General features: G+C 51.8%; 19 protein-coding genes. 4 read left to right on the top strand and 15 right to left on the bottom strand.

From position 1 onward, the window contains the following. Positions 1-53: 53 nt before the first annotated feature. The 3 genes from ACJJIK_RS01895 to ACJJIK_RS01885 all read left to right on the top strand — a co-directional run bounded on the left by ACJJIK_RS01895 (position 54) and on the right by ACJJIK_RS01885 (position 3,035). Positions 54-326 (top strand): hypothetical protein, encoded by a 273-nt coding sequence (locus tag ACJJIK_RS01895; RefSeq protein ID WP_444944007.1) that lies wholly within the window; start codon positions 54-56, stop codon positions 324-326. A 101-nt stretch (positions 327-427) separates the two neighbouring features. Then, entirely contained in the window at positions 428-703 is a 276-nt protein-coding gene (locus ACJJIK_RS01890; RefSeq protein WP_444931417.1) for a hypothetical protein, read from the top strand. 1,027 nt (positions 704-1,730) lie between these two features. Further along, positions 1,731-3,035 carry a patatin-like phospholipase family protein gene (locus tag ACJJIK_RS01885; protein WP_444944006.1) on the top strand — a complete coding sequence of 435 codons (1,305 nt, stop codon included), beginning with the start codon at positions 1,731-1,733 and terminating at the stop codon, positions 3,033-3,035. Positions 3,036-3,082: 47 nt separating this feature from the next. Here the strand turns inward: ACJJIK_RS01885 and ACJJIK_RS01880 are convergent, their stop codons facing one another. The 3 genes from ACJJIK_RS01880 to ACJJIK_RS01870 form a co-directional block, all read right to left on the bottom strand. Then, positions 3,083-4,762 (bottom strand): NAD-dependent malic enzyme, encoded by a 1,680-nt coding sequence (locus ACJJIK_RS01880; RefSeq protein WP_444944005.1) that lies wholly within the window; start codon positions 4,760-4,762, stop codon positions 3,083-3,085. 865 nt (positions 4,763-5,627) lie between these two features. Beyond that, entirely contained in the window at positions 5,628-6,083 is a 456-nt protein-coding gene (locus ACJJIK_RS01875) for a GyrI-like domain-containing protein (protein WP_444931420.1), read from the bottom strand. 104 nt (positions 6,084-6,187) lie between these two features. Then, positions 6,188-7,102, bottom strand: a complete 915-nt coding sequence (locus ACJJIK_RS01870) for a helix-turn-helix transcriptional regulator (RefSeq protein ID WP_444944004.1) — start codon at positions 7,100-7,102, stop codon at positions 6,188-6,190. A 1,267-nt stretch (positions 7,103-8,369) separates the two neighbouring features. On the opposite strand from ACJJIK_RS01870, the gene ACJJIK_RS01865 reads away from it, so the two are divergent. Then, the gene (locus ACJJIK_RS01865; RefSeq protein WP_444944003.1) at positions 8,370-8,705 is read left to right on the top strand and encodes a hypothetical protein; all 336 of its coding nucleotides are present in this window, start codon (positions 8,370-8,372) and stop codon (positions 8,703-8,705) included. A 135-nt stretch (positions 8,706-8,840) separates the two neighbouring features. Here ACJJIK_RS01865 and ACJJIK_RS01860 read toward each other — a convergent pair whose 3' ends face one another. From ACJJIK_RS01860 to ACJJIK_RS01805, 12 genes are all read right to left on the bottom strand, one after another. Continuing rightward, complete coding sequence (locus ACJJIK_RS01860; protein WP_444944002.1) at positions 8,841-10,424, bottom strand: alpha/beta fold hydrolase; 1,584 nt, start codon at positions 10,422-10,424, stop codon at positions 8,841-8,843. A 683-nt stretch (positions 10,425-11,107) separates the two neighbouring features. Next, on the bottom strand, positions 11,108-11,809 hold the full coding sequence (locus tag ACJJIK_RS01855) for a YopT-type cysteine protease domain-containing protein (RefSeq protein ID WP_444944001.1): 702 nt from the start codon (positions 11,807-11,809) through the stop codon (positions 11,108-11,110). A 979-nt stretch (positions 11,810-12,788) separates the two neighbouring features. Further along, complete coding sequence (locus ACJJIK_RS01850; RefSeq protein ID WP_444944000.1) at positions 12,789-13,427, bottom strand: LysE family translocator; 639 nt, start codon at positions 13,425-13,427, stop codon at positions 12,789-12,791. 92 nt (positions 13,428-13,519) lie between these two features. Continuing rightward, the gene (locus ACJJIK_RS01845; RefSeq protein WP_444943999.1) at positions 13,520-13,984 is read right to left on the bottom strand and encodes a thioesterase family protein; all 465 of its coding nucleotides are present in this window, start codon (positions 13,982-13,984) and stop codon (positions 13,520-13,522) included. Continuing rightward, positions 13,981-15,378: a Si-specific NAD(P)(+) transhydrogenase gene (sthA, locus tag ACJJIK_RS01840; RefSeq protein ID WP_444931427.1), complete on the bottom strand. Its 1,398-nt coding sequence runs from the start codon at positions 15,376-15,378 to the stop codon at positions 13,981-13,983. Before sthA ends, ACJJIK_RS01845 begins: the two co-directional genes overlap by 4 nt. 146 nt (positions 15,379-15,524) lie before the next feature. Continuing rightward, positions 15,525-15,767, bottom strand: coding sequence for a (Na+)-NQR maturation NqrM (nqrM, locus tag ACJJIK_RS01835; protein WP_444931428.1), 243 nt, complete (start codon positions 15,765-15,767; stop codon positions 15,525-15,527). Further along, the gene (locus ACJJIK_RS01830) at positions 15,764-16,825 is read right to left on the bottom strand and encodes an FAD:protein FMN transferase (RefSeq protein ID WP_444943998.1); all 1,062 of its coding nucleotides are present in this window, start codon (positions 16,823-16,825) and stop codon (positions 15,764-15,766) included. Before ACJJIK_RS01830 ends, nqrM begins: the two co-directional genes overlap by 4 nt. 14 nt (positions 16,826-16,839) lie before the next feature. Next, positions 16,840-18,063, bottom strand: coding sequence for an NADH:ubiquinone reductase (Na(+)-transporting) subunit F (nqrF, locus tag ACJJIK_RS01825; RefSeq protein ID WP_444931430.1), 1,224 nt, complete (start codon positions 18,061-18,063; stop codon positions 16,840-16,842). A 17-nt stretch (positions 18,064-18,080) separates the two neighbouring features. Next, positions 18,081-18,689 carry an NADH:ubiquinone reductase (Na(+)-transporting) subunit E gene (gene nqrE / locus ACJJIK_RS01820; RefSeq protein ID WP_020413086.1) on the bottom strand — a complete coding sequence of 203 codons (609 nt, stop codon included), beginning with the start codon at positions 18,687-18,689 and terminating at the stop codon, positions 18,081-18,083. A 3-nt stretch (positions 18,690-18,692) separates the two neighbouring features. Next, a complete protein-coding gene (locus tag ACJJIK_RS01815; RefSeq protein ID WP_444931431.1) occupies positions 18,693-19,349 on the bottom strand; it encodes an NADH:ubiquinone reductase (Na(+)-transporting) subunit D in 657 nt (218 codons plus the stop codon). 2 nt (positions 19,350-19,351) lie between these two features. Next, a complete protein-coding gene (locus ACJJIK_RS01810) occupies positions 19,352-20,134 on the bottom strand; it encodes a Na(+)-translocating NADH-quinone reductase subunit C (protein WP_444943997.1) in 783 nt (260 codons plus the stop codon). Continuing rightward, the gene (locus tag ACJJIK_RS01805; RefSeq protein WP_444931433.1) at positions 20,127-21,341 is read right to left on the bottom strand and encodes an NADH:ubiquinone reductase (Na(+)-transporting) subunit B; all 1,215 of its coding nucleotides are present in this window, start codon (positions 21,339-21,341) and stop codon (positions 20,127-20,129) included. The genes ACJJIK_RS01810 and ACJJIK_RS01805 overlap by 8 nt, the downstream gene beginning before the upstream one ends.

Genomic DNA, 21,341 nt, shown 5'->3' with positions numbered 1-21,341 from the left:
ACCTGACCGGGAAAGCTCCAATAAAGACCGTATTTTTTACAAGGAGTAATCTGTTGATTAATAACATCCTCTCTTACAGAAAAAAAGCTCCCCCTCCAGAACTCCCCCAATGGATTAGTTGCCACGAGCGCCTACCGGGAAAATATGAAGCAACCAAGCGTGGCTATGTGCGCGTCATCTGGAAATCCACACCGTCGATCGATGGCAATCTGGATTCGGCCTGGGAAGTGGGAATCGACCACTACGAAAATGCCCACATCTACCTGGGCTGGATGCCGATCCACTATGGCTGCCGCATACCTCCAGACACCTCGCTACAAGGGTGAAATTATTCAGCGGATCAAAGCAGAAAGTAGACGTTAAATAAGGTCTGCTACAGCGCGGCAATCCGTTTTTGCGCCTCTATAGAGCAAGCCCGGCAGCACTTATGCCCAGGCGCAAAGGCCTTATTGATTCAGTTTTGACAGGCCTTTGGTACTGTCACCGCCGAGCGCCGGCTCCAGGTAGAGGAACTTCCATAAATTTTAGCGAAACAATCGACCTCGATACCCCCATCACTGAAGCCGATCTGGAATTTATTGATGATGTAATGCACGAGTATGGTAGTAACGGCTCGGTACTGGATATTTGCGAGCTGGATGCTCCCCTGACCGCCCGGGTGTCGGGCCCGGAGATGGTTCCCCCCAGCAGCTGCTCCTGGTGACGCGCATCCAGCGCTTGTTTCTTGATCTATTCTCAAATCATCGGTTTATCGAGCCCCGCTATACTCACTCAGTGACCCAAACTACAAAATATTTCCCGGTGAAATTTCTCCATACATACTGATATCTGCAAAATATCTGCATCTCGGACTTAGTTTTCAAAAACACAACCGCATTGGGATATTCTGAACGTCGCTGGAAGTCGTTAACAACCTATGAAGAGACTCCCGCATCGATTTCCCCACTCTCTACCCCAAAGTGCCATTTATAATTTTTTTAATTAGCAGGGGTAACTCACAGAGCCTTTTTAGAGCAAAAATTGTCTTACTACTTGCATGCGTATAGAGCCGGGATACAAACTATTATCATCAGCCCCTTGAGTCCCTATCAGGCACATCAATTGCTATACCGTGCTGGCAACTCTTGCATGTTACGCCCCACAGTAAAATCATGCTGTATGTTAAAGAGAGGGGCAAAATCTCTGTATGCTAACTGCCGAGATAGAACTTACCGCCCTTAGGAAATTTCACCTCACCTCAAAATCCGCAGGAGCGGATCGCGTTAAATATTTACCTCCAGAGAAAGTACGCTGCGTAAATTCCCAGTCGGGCCACGGTGTAATCTAGACAGGTCTTTCCTTCAGCCAAAGCCACGAGGCTCGCTATGGACGCCAGGGGCAAATGACATCCACAAAAATGTGATAGCGATCACTGGATAAGCGAACCTGCAATTTTAGTGCTAAAGGGTAGCGATTCAGCACAGGGGCGTATTATCCCCCCCTGATTAAGGCACTGCGCCAATGTGTTGATATCATTTTGTACAAACTCGGCCATATCGCCGAACATAACCACAGTGGGCGCTTTTATCGCTTGATGAATTAAGTGATGCCCCAGTGGGAAAATACGAAAAACGAGCTGGATACTATGGCGAATTTGACTCTGGATGATACCCTGCCTGTTTCAGCAACCAATCGATAAGCTTTGATAAGCTGTCTACGGATAAACCGCTGCCATATTACGGAAAGTCGACATGCAAAAATCACCCTGGGTTGAAGACGCTATCACCAAGGCGGATGCACGCTGGCAAGCATCTAAATCCACTATTGAAGGAAAAGTATTCAGTGATATACAGGACAGTCAGGGGCGGCAATATGTCGATGTTGTGATGGAGGGCGGCGGTATGCTGGGTATCGCCCTGGTGGGATATACCTACATACTGGAAAAGGCGGGCATTCGCTTCCGCAAAATAGCCGGAACTTCGGCCGGTGCCATCAACGCCCTATTTCTCGCCGCCGCCGGCACCCCCAGCGCCAGCAAGAGCGAAAGACTCCTGGATATCCTCGCCGGTGCCAACTTTGCCAGTTTTGAAGACGGTGAGCGCTATGCGCGAAAAACCGTGCAACGGCTGCTCAAGGGTAGAGGCCTGCTCGGCAGTGTAGCTTTACACCCCCTGGATTCCATGCGCACCTTGCGACACCTACTCAAGCACAAGGGGTTAAATCCGGGAGACACCTTTACCCAGTGGCTGCAACAAGAACTGAAGCAGCTGGGCATCACCAACACCGCACAACTCAATCAGAGAGTTAACCAGTTCCCGCCACTCCTGCACCGTGGCAAGCCGGACAACCAGATTGGTTACGGCGAAGTTGCCCTGGTTGCAGCGGATATCACCACTGAGACCCGCGCGGTATTTCCGGCCAAGGCGCCACTGTATTTCGACAATCCAAACGCGGTAAACCCCGCTGAATTTGTCCGCGCCTCTATGTCGGTGCCCGGTTTTTTTAAACCTTACGTGGTAAAGGACATTCCCCAGCTCAGTGAGAACAACGCTGTCGCCGAGAACTGGCGCAGCATTAAGGGCATCGGCGATCCCAAGCGCTTCTTTCGCAACGGTTTCCCCAGGGATATTGAATTTGTCGACGGGGGCCTTGTTTCCAACTTCCCCTTTGACATCTTCCACAAATCCGTAGGCACCCCGAAGTTGCCGACTTTTGGCATTAAATTGGAAGTAGACCTGTACCAGCCCAAGTCCGATAAGGTGGGCAGGTTTACCATGGGGCTGGTCAGCACCTGCCGCAATATGCTCGACAACCATGTACGCGCCAGTCTCAATGCGGAGTACCACGCGCTGGTTAAGGAGATCCCAATAAAGTCCACCGCAACGGGAGAGGCCCCCCACTGGCTGGATTTTTCCATGCCCGATCACCACTGCGAACACCTGTTCCTATCCGGCGTCAATGCGGCTATCGAGTTTTTGAGCCAGGAGTTTCACTGGGAGGATTATTTGGTACTGCGTCAACCCGACGCCTTTTATGCCGGCGAAAAACTGGCTTAACAACAGCCCGGCGCCATAGTCGCACCGGGCCTTGTATTGCCGTTGCCTTAGAAAGAGCGACGGCGGTAAGAGCGGTAATCCGCGCGCCAGAAGTTACGCTCTAGCAAACGCTCCAACTGCTCACCACTTACCTTGGGGGCAACACCATCCAGCTGCGCCTGGGCGGCAACTGCCCTGGCGATATGCAAGCTTACTTCGCGGATATCATTGAGGTGCGGCAACAGAGCACCCTCGCCCTCTTTTACCACTGGCGCCTGCTCAGCCAAAGCATTCGATGCCGCCATCAACATACCATCGGTCACCTTGGAGGCACCGGAGGCAATCACACCGAGGCCAATACCCGGGAAAATATAGACATTGTTACACTGCACTACCGCGTAGTGGTGGCCATTCAGCTCCACCGCTGCGAAGGGGCTGCCAGTGGCCACCAGGGCCTCGCCTCGGGTCCAGCTGAATATTTCTGCGGGGGTCGCCTCTGCACGGGAAGTGGGGTTGGACAGCGGCATCACCAAGGGGCGGCGGTGCCCTTTGTGCAGCGCTTCGATCACCGGCTGGGTAAACAAGCCCCCCTGCCCGGATACACCGATCAGAATACTCGGCCCCACATTGCCGATCAGCGTCTCAAGATCCCAATCGGAAACCCCTTCGTACTTGCTCGGGTCCTGGGCCAGGGCCGCCTGGAAATCGTGCAGGCCTTTCATATCGGCAGTCACGAGCCCGTAGCGATCGAACATAAAGATCTGCGCGCGCGCCTCCGCATCGGCAAGGCCAGCCTGTACTTTCGCACTGACGATTTGCTCGGCAATACCGCAGCCCGCTGAACCGGCCCCCACAATCACCACTCTCTGCGCGGTGATGGTTTCCTGCCAGGTTTTACAGGCCGCCAGGATAGTGCCCAGGGCCACAGAGGCGGTGCCCTGAATATCATCGTTAAAGCAGCACAGCTGGTTCCGGTAGCGTTGCAACAGCGGCATGGCATTGGTTTGGGCAAAGTCCTCAAACTGTACCAGCACCTTGGGCCAGCGCCGTTTTACCGCTTCAATAAACTGCTCCAGGAACTCATCGTACTCCTCCTGGGAGATTCGCTCGTGGCGCCAGCCCATATACATCGGATCGCTCAGCAGTGTGCGGTTATTCGTCCCCACATCCAGCGTCACCGGCAGGGTATAGGCCGGGCTGATACCTCCGCAGGCCGTATACAGGGAGAGCTTGCCAATAGGGATACCCATACCGCCGATGCCCTGATCCCCCAGTCCGAGAATCCGCTCACCGTCGGTCACCACGATCACTTTAACGTTCTCTTTCGTAGCGCTGCGCAGAATATCGTCAATATGATCCCGGTCGGGATAGGAGATAAACAGTCCGCGGTGATTGCGATAAATACTGGAGAACTCTTCACAGGCTGCACCCACTGTAGGGGTGTAGATAATCGGCAGCATCTCCTCGATATGGTGCTCAATTAAGTAGAAAAACAACGTCTCGTTGTCGTCCTGAATTCCCCTGAGATAAATATGTTTTTCCAGGCCGGTCTTACACTGCTGATATTGGTGGTAAGCGCGCCTGGCCTGCTCCTCAATCGTCTCAACCGTATTTGGCAAAAGGCCGGCCAAATTAAATTCGAGACGCTCTTTTAAGCTAAATGCACTGCCTTTGTTGAGCAGTGGCATTTCCAGTAGGGAGGGACCTGCATGGGGAATGTACAGTGGACGCTTTTCTTTGTTACTCATATGCCTGCTTTTGCCTATCGCTCGAAGCGATGATTATTGCGTAGCTATCTTTCAATGTGACTGAATCAGTCAAACTTGTTCTTGAGGTTGCATAGATGTGCCAACTCAACTGGGGCCGGAAGCCTATCTATTGTACCTATAGATAACAAGGCCCCCGGTGCGAGCCAATTTTCGATTTAATCGGGCCGCCCAACTAGGCTAGCTGTAATTTAGCTTTCCCTTGTTGCGATTTTTTTTAAGCTAAAGCGCGGCCGCTTCACGGCGAGAATATAGTGCCGCCATCCATACACTCAGCAGAATTAAGGGGCCCAAATCAAGAAGCAAGAACGACAAGTAGAAGAAGCAAAAGCCACTCAGTGCGCGCTGCTTGCGATCTTAACGGAGCGGGAGACCCGCCAGAATTGTGATAAACCCACTGCCAGCGATGTCTATTTTGGCGATATACCTGACCATAGTGGCCGGACTGCCACTGCGAGATAACCAAGAGGGTTTCTTTCTTGCCGATAATACCGATAGAGGCAAGCCTGGAAGCACTGTCACCCTGACAGTGGATTGCCCCCCCTAGATTGCCAACCCAACCAGCCTTATCGCCAATATTGGCTGACAGATTACTCAGACGGCACCGGGTGGATCAGCTCAATCCCAGATAGCATCCAGCCCCCTTTAATAGCGAGGCTCCCTAAAGCTCTGTAGCTGCAACCTGATAGATATAGCCGGCGGCTGGCAGCCCCGGGAATAGAGGTAATATAAGGTTGAAATCCAACCCCACTGATCCCCTTGCCCACAGCGCCTGAATCAAATCAGTCCGTGTCAAAAAACACGTTGGGGGGCATGGGGACATGGGGAGCGCGGGTATCGATTCGCCCTATGACGATTTGATCGCAATAGCGATCTGAATTTCATTGCCGCCGACATACTGTTCAAAATCGGTGGTGAATGCGCGCTGATGGGGACAGTGCTCCGCAGCAAAATACTCCCAGACTTTGCCCCACAAATCGATCGCAACTTGGGGCATATCCCCTTTAGCGGAAAATATTAAGTATTGACCAGACTGTATTTGAATGGGCTTAAACGCCTCAGACATATCTTCAGACAAACTATCAGAACAGGCATAGACATCAAAAAAGCCGCTATGATCCGATTCATAATTGGCGTAAACCCCAAATACCTTTGGATTACCTCTCAACTTCGGTGCAGCCTCCGCGCCAAACCGATCCCACAGTGGCGCTATTCTTGCCTTATCCGGATCGGCCTCATTGGTATTCTTAGTGCGGGTGCAAAGGCCCACCAAATCCAAGCGCTCTAATTCTCTGACATCCATATTTACCGACCATTTATATAATTATTTGCAGGGAGCCGAATACTATAACAACTCCCGAGAAGCTGGCCAGGCGTCTACACGCACAAGCACATACAGGCACTCACTCAAACAGCGCCCAAGGGCTTCTGCCTGACCTCTGAGGGCGGGTATCCATACATCGATTTATACCGCTGGGTAAAATAGGATTGACTGGAAAAGCCGCTATCCAGCGCTATATCCACCAGGCGCTTGTGGGTAGTTCTCAACTGAATATCAGCGTGCTGCAGCCTCCGCTCATTGATCCAGGCTTTTGGCGATTCCGCTTTAAATACTCGGCTAAACCTGTTTTTAAATGACGTCAGGCTCATACCTATCTGCTTGGCATAGTCTGCCACAGACCAGTGCTGAGTCACATTTGCCTCCATAAATCGGCGAAAGCGCTCATTGGCCGGATTGATTTGGCGAAGCAGTTCTTCAGCCAGGCGACAACCACACCCGCCCTTCAGCTTTAAAAGAAGTAACTCCTCCAGCTTTAAGCTATTCAGGCTGTCATCGTTTAACTCGCTAAAGGCATCCAGTGAATCCAGAGTAAGACGTGTCAAATCACACTCCGGAAAAATAAAGGGGGCGCTATTGTGTGAGGCCTCTACACGGGGTAAAGCCGCCTGGGTATTTTTTGCCCTTATCAATACTTGACTATGCCGCTCGTAAAACCGGGTCAGCATGGCTGAACCTATACTGGCACAGATAATCAGCAGTTCCCTACCAGAAAATAGATTACTCACTTCAAGGCCGTCGACCGCGCCCGCCAGCCAAACCTGCCCTGAAGCAATATGAAACTCACAGGTGCCGCAATTGATAGCGGCTACGCCGTCAACCACCATAAAAAGGTTAAATTCAGACAGAAGTTCACATGGCGTCACTTCACCCGGCTGAACCCGTATCTTTTGAAACTGAAATAGTTCAGCTGAATCCTGGCCCGTAAAGGAAGCTTTTTGCCTTGGAGGGCTGTCAAAACCTTTTTGATAGGAGGCAATCATGGGTTCACCGCTCAAATTTACACCAATATTCCTTTAAGCTTCCATTTGGCACTATTGAGAGGGTGCTTTTCTGGAAGTTTGATCACCGGAAGCTACAAGCGACTCCCGGCTTCAGCTATTAGAAGCCACAACCGTTGAACTGAGCGTTTGAAGCATCATTTGAACAACCAATACCATGAAATTTTTTATAAAAATTTATGGAACAAAAGTGCCAGATTAACCATAAAGAGAGAATATTAAACCGAGCACACCAAGGGGCGGGGATTATATTTGTGAATAATGGCATTCCAGGATATCGCTAGCGCGACTTACCAAGCGCGCAGAGGTCTCTATACGGCCGGCAATACAATCTATCTATTTAGCATTGACTGAAGCCAAACCGCTCACTGATATAGCCTTTACACTTATTTACACAATTAATTTAATTAAGGAGCCTCTGCATACTACCCAGATTGGCAATGCAAGCGACACTCGCTGGCAACCAATTAAAGCTGTCGCCATATGAAAAATCACAGCGATACAATCCTGAAACTCTTCACCGGTAATTTTACGGTAAAAGAACCTAGGGGGCTTTAGCAAGGCTATGAACAACTCACAGTCAAGGCGCGGTTTTGTAGGAAAATAAAAGTCGCCACACCGAGTGTAAATTGCCCTGAAGCCCCCGCAGGGCGGGCCTCGAAGGCCGCAGCTGCCGCATTACCGCTCCTGCAAAAGTACGGCGCCCAATATCTGTAGCCGTATCCCGCAGAGGTATTACAGAGTTATTTGGAGGCTCCTTAGAACAGCACACTCTTACTGTCGCCAATAAAGTAAAAAAGGCCTAAACAAGTTGCCCGGTTAAATACTTTTATTTGAATCATCTATGCAAGTAATACCACTAGATTTCAAGGGTAGCTTCGATCATAAAATAATCAATTTATAAAGCCGATGAACATTTACTTTGTACCAGGTATGATTTTCTCCTAAAATATGACAAAATAACTCACATGGAAACTGCCCTACTCCATCGGGACACATTTTTGCACCAATCAAGTGCTTTGGAGCCAGGCGGAATATTTATTGATAAATAGAGAGAAGATTTACATAAAGCCTATGCCAGTGGATATATTCAAATCCTGCATTCAACTTTGAAGTGCATCAGTTAAATGTCCATATAGCAATTATAAGCTAGTATTTATTAAGATCTTTTCTGCTAGCCATTGAATTTATCAGTATGAGCAATCAGTAGGACGCTTTAAACCTATAAACTCTTAAGCCTTTGAGATTTATGTCAACAAGTTACTCTAAAGAATTAAATCGGCTTGCTCAACTTATGTGGGAGCAAGAAGCGGAATTGGAGCTTAAGCCCAAGGAAGAAAAGGAGTCTCCCCCAGAGCAATCCTCAGTAGACAGCGCCCCCAATGATGTTTTTTGGGGTAAATGGAAAGGGCGATATATCGTGGTAATGCGCTATGTATCGGGCAGAACAGCTTCCAATGTCAAGTTACCCAATATATACGCCGATGAGGCCGCTGCCCGCTCCGCCGCCCTCGATATCATTCGTAAATTTCCAACAGCTTCTATTCGCTATCTTTCCGCCAAAGAGCTGGCTGTTTACCTCTAGCTGACCTCAAAGCGGCTTTATTCCCAGGTGGCGGCCATTTGGCGCCACCGGCACTAACACCCCTATCAGCGTGAAAGCCCCCGCAGAACGGACCTGGAAGACCACAGAGAGATTGTGGGATTGTCCAGAGGCTCCTTAGTACCTGGAAATAAATTGGCGGACTTCCTCGACAAATACCTGCGAAGCCGGCTCCCGCCCCAAAAGTAAATGCCCGTCACTATTGAGGCCGACAAATCGAGCCCCCGGTATTGCCGAAGCAATTTCACAACCAGTTTGAACTGGAATTCGCTGATCCCCCAGTGAGTGAATCACCAAGGTGGGCACTGTAACCTCTTTAAGCTTTTCCCTCACATCAATGCTGCCGAAAACCGAGAGAAAACGGACAGCATTTTCAGGGGAAGTTGTCAGCCGCTGAAACTCATTAAACCATGCCAGCTCGCTGGCATTTGCACTTGGCATAAATGTCGAAGAAAAAATCTGGCGATAAGCCGGGTTATCCTGCCCCCAGCCCGTCTCTGTCAGAGTCATTACCGCTTCACGCTCTCTAACCGTAGCTTCACTCGCACCGATTCGCCAACCCGCGTGATAGCCGCCAAACAAAATCAGCTGCCTGACTCGGCTGGGGTGCCTTACCGCATACTCAATAGAGACAGCCGCTCCCTGTGATATCCCCAACAGCGTAAAGTTGTCGACCCCGCAGGCATCAACCACAGTCTCCAGATCTGTCACAAACGACTCAAATGAAATATTGTCGACCTCCCAGTCTGAAAGGCCGTTGCCGCGCTCATCGTAGCGAATAAACTGATGATCGACGGAGAGTTCCCGAAATAAAGGGCTCCATATGGGGGAATCCCAATCATGCTCCAGATGACTCAGCCAGTTGGCCGCCTTGACGATCGGAAGCCCCTCCCCCATCTTGGCATAGGCAATGCGCACGCCGTCATCTGCTGTGCAAAATTCAACCTTTTGCTGGGTTAGCAGTTTTCGCCCCCTCGCCCGATCATCAACAACCTCTTGCACCTCTGGCTCCCCCAGCTTGCTGGGTGACCACGCAATACCCGCCTTACGGAAACGATTCGCAAGCCTTGAACGCTCGTGCTCTATTTCACTATCCATCCCCAGTGATGCCATCACCCGCAGTAACTGCGTCGCAGCATTTGGGTTAAAGGGCTCCAACTCTTCCCAGCGGCGAGCCCAAACCAGCTGATCCGGTAGAGAAACCCAGGGGTGGGATGCCAGGCGTGACAATACCCTGCCGCGCAGCTGAACGATTTCCTGGCGCTCCGACAATAGCCACTGCTGGAAAAGCTCCTGGTCGGGGAGGTCGACACCATCGAGGAAAGGCTCTTGCAGTTGTCGGTAGATAGCCTCCAGCTCCGATGCCAGCACCTTGGGGGAATCAAGGGTTAAAGCGATTTGGGCAATATCAATAGCGACATCTTCCGTATCCATACTGACACGCTCTCTGTCGGCTATTAGACGCTCCTTGTCCGAGTCGTTGACTATCGATCGAATTTTGCTCAAAGACCAGCGCAGTGATGCGCGCGGATCATCTGGCAGCTCCCAAAATATTTCACACAGGCGATCCCGCCGGTGGGGCCTCGCCGCCAACAACAGGAAAGCCAAAAGGGCTCGGGTTATTTTAGAGGGCGGTAGATTGACCGGACTGCCATCACGAGTGACTAGAAAATCGCCCAGCATCTGAACTGAAATACCCATGAATGAATTATTTACCCCTGAAAAATAAGATATCTTCTAGGGAGCCTCTGAGTAGTTCTGCGATGCCCCTGGCTTTCAGGGCGGCTCTCAATCAAGGCGCGGCTTCGCGGCGCAGAGTGAAGGCACTCTGAGGGCCACAGCTGCTGCATTGCCGCTCTTGCAAGCCGGCGATCTATGCCCGACACCTACAACTCTCAAAGTCCGCAGAGATACTGCGGAATTATTCAGGGGCTCCCTAGCGCCCAAGAAAGATTCCGGCAATCTTCTCAAGGATACCGAATAGCTGCAAACACCATACATTACAGATGTGAAGCACTTGAACAATAGACGCCCTACTTCGCTATAACGGGGCCCAACGCTCAATAACTGGGTGGCAAAGCCAGGGAGTAACAGGTACAGCGCGGCGCCAAGGCGAGACTAAAATTGCAAGATTAGTCAGCAGGAGGGGAATTGCAGCGGGCTGTCTAAAAGGTGGCAGGAGTCACATCCGGGCCTCAGGGCGGCGCAGCTCCACTACCCACCATTCGAAATCGGCCTGAAATTTTATAAGGAAAAACTTATGGCTCATCCGTTAAGCACAAAAGGGGCTGGACCACCGAATCTCTTGCAAATCGGCAGGCCGGCCCCCTCTCAATCAGAATTTGAGAGCTTTAACCGCTCAGCAAAAATCTATTTGAGCAAAATTAACGATCTTTATGCACAAACAAGTTGAAGCCAATTTGACGTGACGTGCGGTAAAGGCGGGATTTCTGATGGTAGTGTTCATACCACTTTCTGAACTTGTCATAAGTCAGGAATTTAAACTCACCCTTATTGGGGTCAAAATAATAGCTTGTCTTGTTGGCACCGGCCTCTATACGAAATGCTGTCGCATGAGCCCAACCATTGCCCGCATATCTCATCATGCAGTAAATAGTACTATTCTGCTGCTTAAAAAAATCCTTTTCTTCAAGCGCACCAAAGCAGTTGTCAAACTGCTGCTCCAACGTAGGGTTTTGATTTTTTAGTGCAACACTACTACCCACCCGACCAATAAACTGAAAACCCTGGGTCTTTAGGTACTTTTCACTTTCCGTGACCATCTCATGGGGTTTATGCTCACGCCCTTCCTGACCATTTGGGAATTTATACCGATACATGGACGCGTAGCGCTGCGCCACAATTGCTATTTTTGTCGAGTCTATACTGTCACCGGTAGTCAGCGCACTCTGCAACCCCGACTGGAGGGATTTACTAATCCAGCTTACCGACAAAGCCTCACAGATCCCACTCTTTGTGTGGGGATGCTTTTTGGTAACTTTCGAATAATCCGCCTGGCTAAACTTCCAGGTTAAAACCCCGCCCATATTAGAGGCATCTACATCAACAGCTGGGAAAATTGGCATTTTGTCATCCTCACATCGCAACCAAAATCTGGTTTTTATGCTGCCCGGCACTTGTGCAAACAGTGTGTAAATTATTATTTAAAACAATGCCACAAAAAACTTACAGGTCCGCCACTTAGCTAAAAACCACAGCAAATCAATCGCTATAAAAATAAGCGCACCAACCACCCTTATAAAACTATAAATCTTGAAGGCAAGCTTAGGGTTGGCCACTCATGTAAAAACACTTAATAATATAAACTGTAAACATGCTATATTTTTGCAGATCACAAGTCCACGATAAGTGACCAATGTCACCATCAGGCAAATAAAACATAAAATAATTACCACTATTCAAAAGCCTACACCCTCGATAACCAGACCTTTTTATACACCTCTCCCAAATAGATATTAAATAAACTTCCCAGTACGGAAATCTAATTAAAGTTAAACTAAACTAATAGTTAAGCTTATATTTACAATTGATAAGCCACCATCAACAAACAGGATTCAATCGATAGGCTCTTATTAAGGAGCCTCTGAACAATTCCGTAATACCTCTGCGGGTCTTGAAGACTACAGATGTTAGGCGCAGTTCGCCGCGAATGGCCCTAGTCCTTTAACGCAGCAGCTGTGGCCTTCAAGGCCCGCCCTTCGGGGCTTACAGAGCGATTCACACTCCGCGTTGCGACTTCTTGAAAGGTCTAGACATTCCTGCGAAGCCGCGCCTTGATTGTGAAGCGCTCTGTAAGCCAGAGGCATCACGGAATTGTTCAGAGGCTCCTTAAACCTTGTACGGGGCACGATGGCGCGACCAAAAGACAGGAAAGATATACCCTCAAGCGCAAAAAGAAAGGAATATATACTGACAAAAGTAGCAAGATTAGAACAGTTAAGAGCAGGTCTGGAGCAAATGCCCAGTCTATTAGAAATTCGGTTGAACAATGCACCCTTCAAATATTGGCATATGGAGGCAATATTTGAAGGGCACGGCCCAGGCTTAAGCGTCCTGGCGAACCACTAGAGCGGCAAAGCCAAGCAATACGCTGCCGCTAAAACGTTGAATCCATTTCTGTATCATTCCGCCTACAGAAACCGCTCGCCATTGCGACAGCATAATCGCAACCCCCAAGAACCACAGAAAGATTATGGATGCGTGAATCGAGACCAGCAAGAAAGCTTCATAGTAGCTAGCACTACCTAGCGAGATAAACTGTGGGAAGGCGGCAAGGTAAAACATCGATACTTTCGGGTTCAGAATCTGGGTCAGGAAACCCTCGGCAAAATTTCGGTACGTATCGCCAGGTGCTTTTGCGCTTGGCTGTAATCTATCGGCAGCCCTGTGAGCGGAAGGCCTCGAGAAAGTAGCCACTATCGTTTTTACGCCCAAATAGGCCAAGTAGGCAGCCCCGAGATATTTGATCAGAGTATAAAGCTCAGCCGACTGTAGGATGATCGCCGATAAACCCAGAATTGAGATGGCGCCGTGGGCAAACGTTGCCGAAACCAGTCCCAGAATATTTTCCACTCCCGACCTCAGCCCCTTATCGGCCACCGTTTTAACAATGAGGACACTGTTCGGCCCCGGGGAAATTACTAACAAAAGGGAGACTGCGGCAAATGCAAGAATTTCACTCATAACAATAAACACCTTAAAAAAGCCAGTGGATAGGGGTACATCTAGGGGGTACATCTAGGGAGTAACCGAGCCAAAGGCTGACTCGGTCTAGCTCAATACAGGTAGGTTGCGGTGCCAGTAGCAATCAACTCATCCTTGTCGTTGCTCAATTCCATCCTTGTCACAACCAGCTTATTACCGGTGCGCAGAATTGAGCCATGGCAGAGAAAGTGCTCTCCCCTGCCCGGTTTCAGGTAGTCGACACGCATATCGACCGTACCCAGCTTTAACAGACGATCCACTTTTTCTTTCCAGTGGACATCTCCCAGATGCTGGTAGGCGGCGACCATTGCGGTCAAACCACCAACCGTATCCAGGGCGGTGGCAATTACGCCACCGTGCAGGATGTTCTTCCACACATTGCCAATCAGCTGTGGCGTGAGCGTAAAACCGGCTGAGAGCGTGAGCGCCTCCAGGTCCAGGTCGCGCATCTCAAGTCCAATTTGCTGATTGAAAGGGATCTGTTCAAAAAATTCCCTGACTAGTGCCTGAAACTCACTGGGTGAGGGTTCTGTCATAGGCGGGCAACCCGGTTCAGCCCATCCAGTGCGGCGCTGCGGTATGCCTCCGCCATGGTGGGATAGTTAAAAGTCGTGTTAACGAAATAATCGATCGAATTATTCGGTGCCGGCTGTTTCATAATGGCCTGGCCAATATGCACAATCTCAGCAGCCTCTGCTCCAAAGCAGTGAATGCCCAGGATTTCGTGAGTCTCGATATGGAACAAAATCTTGAGCATGCCTACGCGCTCACCAGAAATCTGCGCCCTCGCAGTGTGCTTAAACAGTGCGCGCCCCACTTCATAGGGCACTTTGGCCGCAGTCAACTCAGACTCGGTTTTACCCACTGAGGAGATTTCTGGAAGGGTATAAATCCCGGTAGGCGCATCCTCAATTACTCGATGGCCACGGCCGGCAATTGCTGCGGCGACGGCGCGCCCCTGGTCATATGAGGCGCTGGCAAGACTGGGCCAGCCAATCACATCGCCCACTGCGTAGATATTTTCCACTTCGGTGCAGTAGTGATCATCGACACTCAGCTGACCGCGGTGATTGGCCTCCAGGCCGACATTATCCAGACCCAAGCCGCTGGTATTGCCAGTGCGGCCATTACACCAGAGCAGTGCATCCGCATGAATGCGCTTGCCGGATTGCATCTCCATAATGACGCCCTGATCGTTGGGCAGTACCCGCGCGTACTCTTCCTGGTGGCGAACTGTGACCCCCATATCGCGCAGGTGGTAGCTCAGCGCATCGGAAATCTCATCGTCGAGGAATTCCAGCAGGCTATTGCGGGTATTGATCAAATCCACCTTAACGCCGAGGCCGGCAAAGATAGAGGCGTATTCACAGCCAATCACACCGGCGCCATAGATCATAATGGAGTGCGGGGTGTGCTGCATATCCAGGATCATATCGCTGTCGTAAACGCGCTCGTGGTCAAAGTCCACATCGGCGGGGCGGTAGGGACGCGAGCCGGTAGCGATAACAAACTTCTTCGCGGTAACCGTTTCTGCGGCACCATCGGGCATCAGCACCTCAACCGTGTGCTCATCGCGGAATTCCGCATCCCCAACGATCAGCTCAACCCGATTGCGAGCGTAAAAAGACGTGTGCATTTCCACCTGATAGGAAATGACTTTATTCACCGTCTGCATTACCTGGGGGAAAGTAAGGCGACGGGGTTCACCCAATGCGCGAAAAACGCTCTGAGTGTTGTAACGCATCAACTGTTTGACAGAGTGGCGCAGTGCCTTGGAGGGGATAGTACCTTTGTGGGTACAGTTACCGCCAACCACTTGGCGCTTTTCAATTACCGCAACACGCATACCTTTTTTTGCGGCGCTCATTGCGGCGGCTTCTCCAGCCGGGCCAGAACCAATTACTACCAGGTCAAACTTTTGCTCTGCCATTAAATGCTCTAATTCTATTTTCCAAACGGAGTCCACAGCGCGCTAACGCCATTTACTCAATACTAACTATACGATTATCGGCACCACCTGTGCCAATGACATAAAATAACAAGCCCGTTAATCACGGGCTTGCTAAAGAGGAAGGCTTACTTGCGTTTTGTCGCATCGTAAGCGAGATCTTCAGCAGCCACCTGCTGCTGTCTTTGTCTCTCTTGTTCCTTCTCACACTCATCGTCATCGCCACCGCAGACTGTGCAATCCTGCTTCATGCCGATATTGTTGAGCCCGCCACAAGTCCCTTTCAATGGTTTGTTCTGAACCATGGCCCCGAGCGCCATACCGGCAACAACGAGCAACATGGCCACAAAGGCAAATATAAAAATTGTCATTTCTCAGACCTCTCTAAATAAGCTTCGAACCCAGAGCTATAACGCTCTTCAAAACCTGCATCCGTTTTCACCACCATAAAGACAGCGAGATCGTCGCGCTCGGCCAGGGCCATGCCGGCATCCGCACCGAGAACATTGAGCGCGGTAGCCAGACCATCGGCCTCAGCACAGGTGTCGGCAACGACGGTTACCGATGCCAATCTGTGCTTGATGGAGCGCCCGGAGCGAGGATCAATACTGTGGGAGTAACGAACACCATTCCTTTCGTAGTAGTTGCGGTAATCGCCACTGGTAGCTACAGACTTGCCGCTCACCGCGATCGGCTCCTGCACCATCTGCCCGGCTGAACTGGGCACCTCGATGCCAATCACCCAGGCCTTACCCTTTGGATTCACACCCAGGGTTCGCAGTTCACCGCCAATCTCGACCAAGTAGTTGCCAATACCCAGGTCTTCCAGCAGCTCAGCGACTCTGTCTACACCGTGGCCCTTGGCAATCGCCGAGAGATCCACCTCAACCGGGCGGCTCTTGATAACGGTATCCGGCTTTCGGGTCAGGGTTAACGCATCGGAACCGACGACGGTTAGCAGATCGGCAATGTCTTTATCTGAGGGAATATGCTCAGGTTCAGGCTGTGGGCCAAAGCCCCATAAGTTGACCAGTGGGCCAACTGTCACCTCGAAAGCACCCTCACTGCGGTGGTAGATATCCAGGGACATCTCCAGCACATCGGCCAAATGTTGGCTAACCGGGATCGCCTGCCCTACCGGGCTGCGGTTAAAGCGCATTAACTCGGAGTCGTCGATATAGGTCGACATCTCCTGATTGACCTGCTGCAACTCATCGTCGATCAGCTGCTGCAACTCGTCCTGTTTAAGCCCCGGAGGTACCTGAGCTACGGTGATGTGATAGCTGGTGCCCATAGTGCGGCCCGCCAGCTGCCAGGTCTCAGCTGCGGGGGAGCAGGCCGATAAAATTACCACTGCCCAAAGCAAAAACAGGGCCGTAAAGACGGGCCCTGTTTTTGAGTTTGTCGGGCCTGTGATTGCTTTTAGCAAGCTAAGCCCTCCAATTATCCGCCGAAGTCATCCAGCAGGATATTTTCATCTTCTACACCCAAGTCTTTGAGCATATTGATGACTGCCGCGTTCATCATGGGCGGCCCACACATGTAGTACTCACAATCTTCCGGAGCCGGGTGGTCCTTCAGGTAGTTTTCATACACGACGTTGTGGATGAAGCCGGTGTAACCGGTCCAGTTGTCTTCCGGCTGCGGATCGGACAGAGCCACATGCCACTGGAAGTTGTCGAACTCGGAAGCCAGACCGTTGTAGTCGTCTTCGTAGAACATCTCGCGCAGAGAGCGCGCACCGTACCAGAAGCTGATCTTGCGGGTAGAGTTCAGGCGCTTGAGCTGGTCGAAGATATGTGAGCGCATCGGCGCCATACCGGCACCACCGCCGATAAATACCATCTCGTTGTCAGTTTCCTTGGCGAAGAACTCACCGAAGGGACCGTACACCTTGATCTTGTCACCCGGCTTCAGGCTGAATACGTAGGAAGACATCTGACCCGGCGGAATACCCTCAGTGCGGGGCGGCGGAGTCGCGATACGGATGTTGAACTTAACAACACCTTTCTCTTCCGGGTAGTTGGCCATGGAGTAAGCGCGAACCACGGGCTCGGTCACTTTGGACTCCAGCTTGAAGAAGCCAAAGTGCTCCCAGTCGCCACGGTACTGATCTTCAACTTCGAAGTCGGAGAATTGCACGTGGTGAGCCGGCGCTTCCAGCTGTACGTAACCGCCAGCGCGGAAGTCAACGTTTTCACCTTCGGGCAGACGCAGAGTCAGCTCTTTAATAAAGGTGGCCACGTTCGGGTTGGATTCCACAGTGCACTCCCACTGCTTCACACCAAACACCTCTTCCGGCACTTCGATTTCCATGTCCTGCTTAACCGCAACCTGACAGGAAAGACGCTTGCCTTCTTTGGCGTCGCGCGGGGTGAAGTGAGCCGCTTCGGTCGGCAGCATATCGCCACCGCCGGCAGTCACTTTACAGGTACACTGCGCACAGCTGCCGCCGCCACCACAGGCGGAGGCCAGGAACAGGTTGTTGGCAGCCAGGGTTTGCAGCAGCTTGCCGCCGGCCGGTACGGTGAGGGTCTTCTCACCGTTAACCAGGATGTTGACGTTGCCGGTGTTTACCAGGCGCGAGCGGGCCGCAAGGATCACCGCTACCAGCGCCAGCACGATGACGGTAAACATCGCTACGCCGAGGATAATTTCAATATTCATTCTATTGTTTTCCCCGCTTAGATATCGATGCCGCCGAAGGACATGAAGCCCAGGGACATCAGACCAACGGTTACGAAGGTGATACCCAGGCCTTTCAGGCCATCCGGAACGTCACTGTACTTCAGTTTTTCACGAATACCGGCCAGAGCGGTAATCGCCAGTGCCCAGCCGAGGCCGGCACCGAAGCCGTAGGCAACACTCTCACCGAACGCGTACTCGCGCTCCACCATGAACAGGGACGCACCCATGATGGCGCAGTTCACGGTGATCAGCGGCAGGAATACACCCAGCGCGTTGTAGAGTGCCGGTACATATTTATCCAGGAACATTTCCAGGATCTGTACCAGTGCCGCAATTACGCCGATGTAGGACAGCAGGCCGAGGAAGCTCAGGTCCACGTCGGGGTAACCGGCCCAGGCCAGTGCGCCGTCTTTCAGCAGGTAGGTGTAGATCAGGTTGTTCACCGGTACTGTCAGAGTCAGTACCACGATAACCGCAACACCCAAGCCAATAGCGGCCTCGATCTTCTTCGATACCGCCAGGAAGGTACACATACCGAGGAAGAAGGCCAGCGCCATGTTTTCAACGAAAACGGCGCGGATAATCAAAGAAATATAATGTTCCACGGATTAGGCCTCCTGCGCTCGGGAATTAGGCGCAATCTTGAACTCATCTTGCTCCACCTGTGCCGGTTTCCAGGCACGGATCGCCCAGATGAACAGGCCGATCAGGAAGAATGCGCTCGGTGGCAACAGCAGCAGGCCGTTGGGGATATACCAACCGCCGTTGCTCACGGTGGTCAGGATATCGATACCGAACAGTTTGCCGGCGCCGAAGAGTTCACGAACTACCGCGAGGCCGATCAGGATAACGCTGTAGCCCAGGCCGTTACCGATACCGTCGAAGAAGCTGGGCAGCGGCGGGTTCTTCATAGCGAAGGCTTCCGCACGGCCCATCACGATACAGTTGGTAATGATCAGACCGACGAATACGGACAACTGCTTGGAGATGTCGTAAGCCAGGGCCTTGATCAGCTGGTCAACCAGAATTACCAGAGAGGCAATCACAGTCATCTGTACGATGATACGAATGCTGTTCGGGATCTGGTTGCGGATCAGGGATACCGCAACGTTGGAACAGGCTACAACCGAGGTCAGTGCGATACACATTACCAGGGTAACCTGCAACGAGCTGGTAACAGCCAGTGCAGAACAGATACCCAGGATCTGCAACGCGATCGGGTTGTTGTTAAAAATCGGCTCTAGCAGAGTATCTTTAATTTTCATGCTTATACCTCCCCTGCTTTCAGGTTTTTCAGGAAGGGACCGTAACCCTGGTTGCCCAACCAGAAGTTCACCAGGTTGCTAACACCCTTGCTGGTCAGAGTCGCACCGGACAGGCCGTCTACTTCGTGAATCGCTTTCGGGCTGCTGGGGTTAACCTGGCCCTTGATCACTGCGATATCCACGTCGCCCTGGCTGTTGAAGACTTTCTTGCCAACCCACTGGGCTTTCCAGTTGGGGTTGTCAACTTCACCACCCAGTCCCGGAGTTTCCTTGTGCTCGTAGAAGCCGAGGCCCGCTACGGTGTCGAGGTTGCTCTCCAGAGCGAGGAAGCCGTACAGGGTGCCCCACAGGCCGTAACCGCGAATCGGCAGAATGATCTTGTCCAGCTTGCCATCTTTCTCTACCAGGTATACCTCTTTGGTATTTTCCCGGCGGATAATTTTGGCGGTGTCCTCGTCGGAAGACAGCTTTTCACTGCCGGACGGGATCTTGGCCGCAGCGCGACCGCTGCCGCCAGCCGGAGCCTGATCGGTAAACTTACCGGTGTTCAGGTCAACGTATTTAATCTGTACATCGGCGAAGGCCTTTTCGACTGCCGCTTTGTTAGCGTGAGAGTCGTTCAGCAGGCCGCCGGCCATCAGTACATTGCGCTTCATATCCAGCTCAGCATTGGCCTGCTGGGCGGGCTTCAGCATTACCGCAGCGGTAGATACCACTACGGAGCACACCAGACACATTACCAGCGCGACAATCAGAGTACCGGTTATGGAATCTTTATTAGCCACGTGCCAACCTCCGTTTGATATTGGACTGCACCACAAAGTGGTCAAACAGCGGAGCGAACAGGTTGGCGAACAGAATCGCCAGCATCATGCCTTCCGGGAAGGCCGGGTTCACCACACGAATCAGGACAACCATCACCCCGATCAGGATGCCGTACCACCAGCGGCCGGTATCGGTCATCGCAGCGGATACAGGGTCTGTAGTCATAAAGATCAGACCGAAGGCAAAGCCGCCCACTACCAGGTGCCAGTACCAGGGTACATGGAACATCGGGTTGCTGGCTTCGGAAGCGAACATGTTGAACATAAACGCGGTGGCCATCATGCCCAGCAGGGTGCCGGCTACGATGCGCCAGCTGGCGATCTTCATGCCCATCAGGATCACGCCGGCAATCAGCATCGCCAGGGTGGAGGTTTCACCGATAGAACCGTGCATTTTACCGAAGAAAGCGTCGAGCCAGGTCAGCTGGCCGCCAGCCAGGTTCACCACCTGGTTCTGAACACCTTCGCTGGCCATTACAGACAGCGCAGTAGCGCCGGTGTAACCGTCAACCGCAGTCCAGACCACATCGCCGGACATCGCTGCCGGGTAGGCGAAGAACAGGAAAGCACGGCCGGTCAGTGCCGGGTTGAGGAAGTTTTTACCGGTACCACCGAAGACTTCCTTACCGATAACCACACCGAAGCTGATACCCATAGCAACCATCCACAGGGGCAGATCCGGCGGACAGGTCAGGGCGAACAGGATGGAGGTTACGAAGAAACCTTCGTTGACTTCGTGACCGCGCACTGCGGCAAACAGCACTTCCCAGATACCGCCCACAATAAAGGTGACCGCATAAATCGGCAGGAAGTACATGGCACCGTAGACAAAGTTGTCCCACAGGCTAGCCGGGTTGTAGGAGGTCAGAGCACCAATAATGGCGTGGCGCCAGCCGGACAGGTCCGGGTTGGTCATGCCTTCGAGAATGGTGTTGGCCTGGAAACCGATATTCCACATACCGTAGAACGCCGGAATCATGGCACAAGCCCACACAGTGATCATAATGCGCTTCAGGTCGATGCCGTCGCGCACGTGAGCCGTGGTCTTGGTCTTGTCAGCCGGCTGGAACAGACCGGTGTCAATCGCTTCAAACAGGGCGTAGAACTTTTCGAACTTGCCGCCTTTGTGAAACTTGGGTTCGATCGAATCGAGGAATTTACGCAACAT

The sequence above is a fragment of the Microbulbifer regidiadema (SeqCode) genome (assembly GCF_052466995.1).
This window is presented reverse-complemented; position numbering and strand designations above follow the sequence as displayed.

Bases quoted from the DNA above. Each gene is read 5' to 3' on its own strand.
- ACJJIK_RS01890 (WP_444931417.1), top strand. From the start codon at position 428: ATGCCCAGGCGCAAAGGCCTTATTGATTCAGTTTTGACAGGCCTTTGG.
- ACJJIK_RS01885 (WP_444944006.1), top strand. From the start codon at position 1,731: ATGCAAAAATCACCCTGGGTTGAAGACGCTATCACCAAGGCGGATGCA.
- ACJJIK_RS01880 (WP_444944005.1), bottom strand. From the start codon at position 4,762: ATGAGTAACAAAGAAAAGCGTCCACTGTACATTCCCCATGCAGGTCCC.
- ACJJIK_RS01875 (WP_444931420.1), bottom strand. From the start codon at position 6,083: ATGGATGTCAGAGAATTAGAGCGCTTGGATTTGGTGGGCCTTTGCACC.
- ACJJIK_RS01870 (WP_444944004.1), bottom strand. From the start codon at position 7,102: ATGATTGCCTCCTATCAAAAAGGTTTTGACAGCCCTCCAAGGCAAAAA.
- ACJJIK_RS01865 (WP_444944003.1), top strand. From the start codon at position 8,370: ATGTCAACAAGTTACTCTAAAGAATTAAATCGGCTTGCTCAACTTATG.
- ACJJIK_RS01860 (WP_444944002.1), bottom strand. From the start codon at position 10,424: ATGGGTATTTCAGTTCAGATGCTGGGCGATTTTCTAGTCACTCGTGAT.
- ACJJIK_RS01855 (WP_444944001.1), bottom strand. From the start codon at position 11,809: ATGCCAATTTTCCCAGCTGTTGATGTAGATGCCTCTAATATGGGCGGG.
- ACJJIK_RS01850 (WP_444944000.1), bottom strand. From the start codon at position 13,427: ATGAGTGAAATTCTTGCATTTGCCGCAGTCTCCCTTTTGTTAGTAATT.
- ACJJIK_RS01845 (WP_444943999.1), bottom strand. From the start codon at position 13,984: ATGACAGAACCCTCACCCAGTGAGTTTCAGGCACTAGTCAGGGAATTT.
- sthA (WP_444931427.1), bottom strand. From the start codon at position 15,378: ATGGCAGAGCAAAAGTTTGACCTGGTAGTAATTGGTTCTGGCCCGGCT.
- nqrM (WP_444931428.1), bottom strand. From the start codon at position 15,767: ATGACAATTTTTATATTTGCCTTTGTGGCCATGTTGCTCGTTGTTGCC.
- nqrF (WP_444931430.1), bottom strand. From the start codon at position 18,063: ATGAATATTGAAATTATCCTCGGCGTAGCGATGTTTACCGTCATCGTG.
- ACJJIK_RS01815 (WP_444931431.1), bottom strand. From the start codon at position 19,349: ATGAAAATTAAAGATACTCTGCTAGAGCCGATTTTTAACAACAACCCG.
- ACJJIK_RS01805 (WP_444931433.1), bottom strand. From the start codon at position 21,341: ATGTTGCGTAAATTCCTCGATTCGATCGAACCCAAGTTTCACAAAGGC.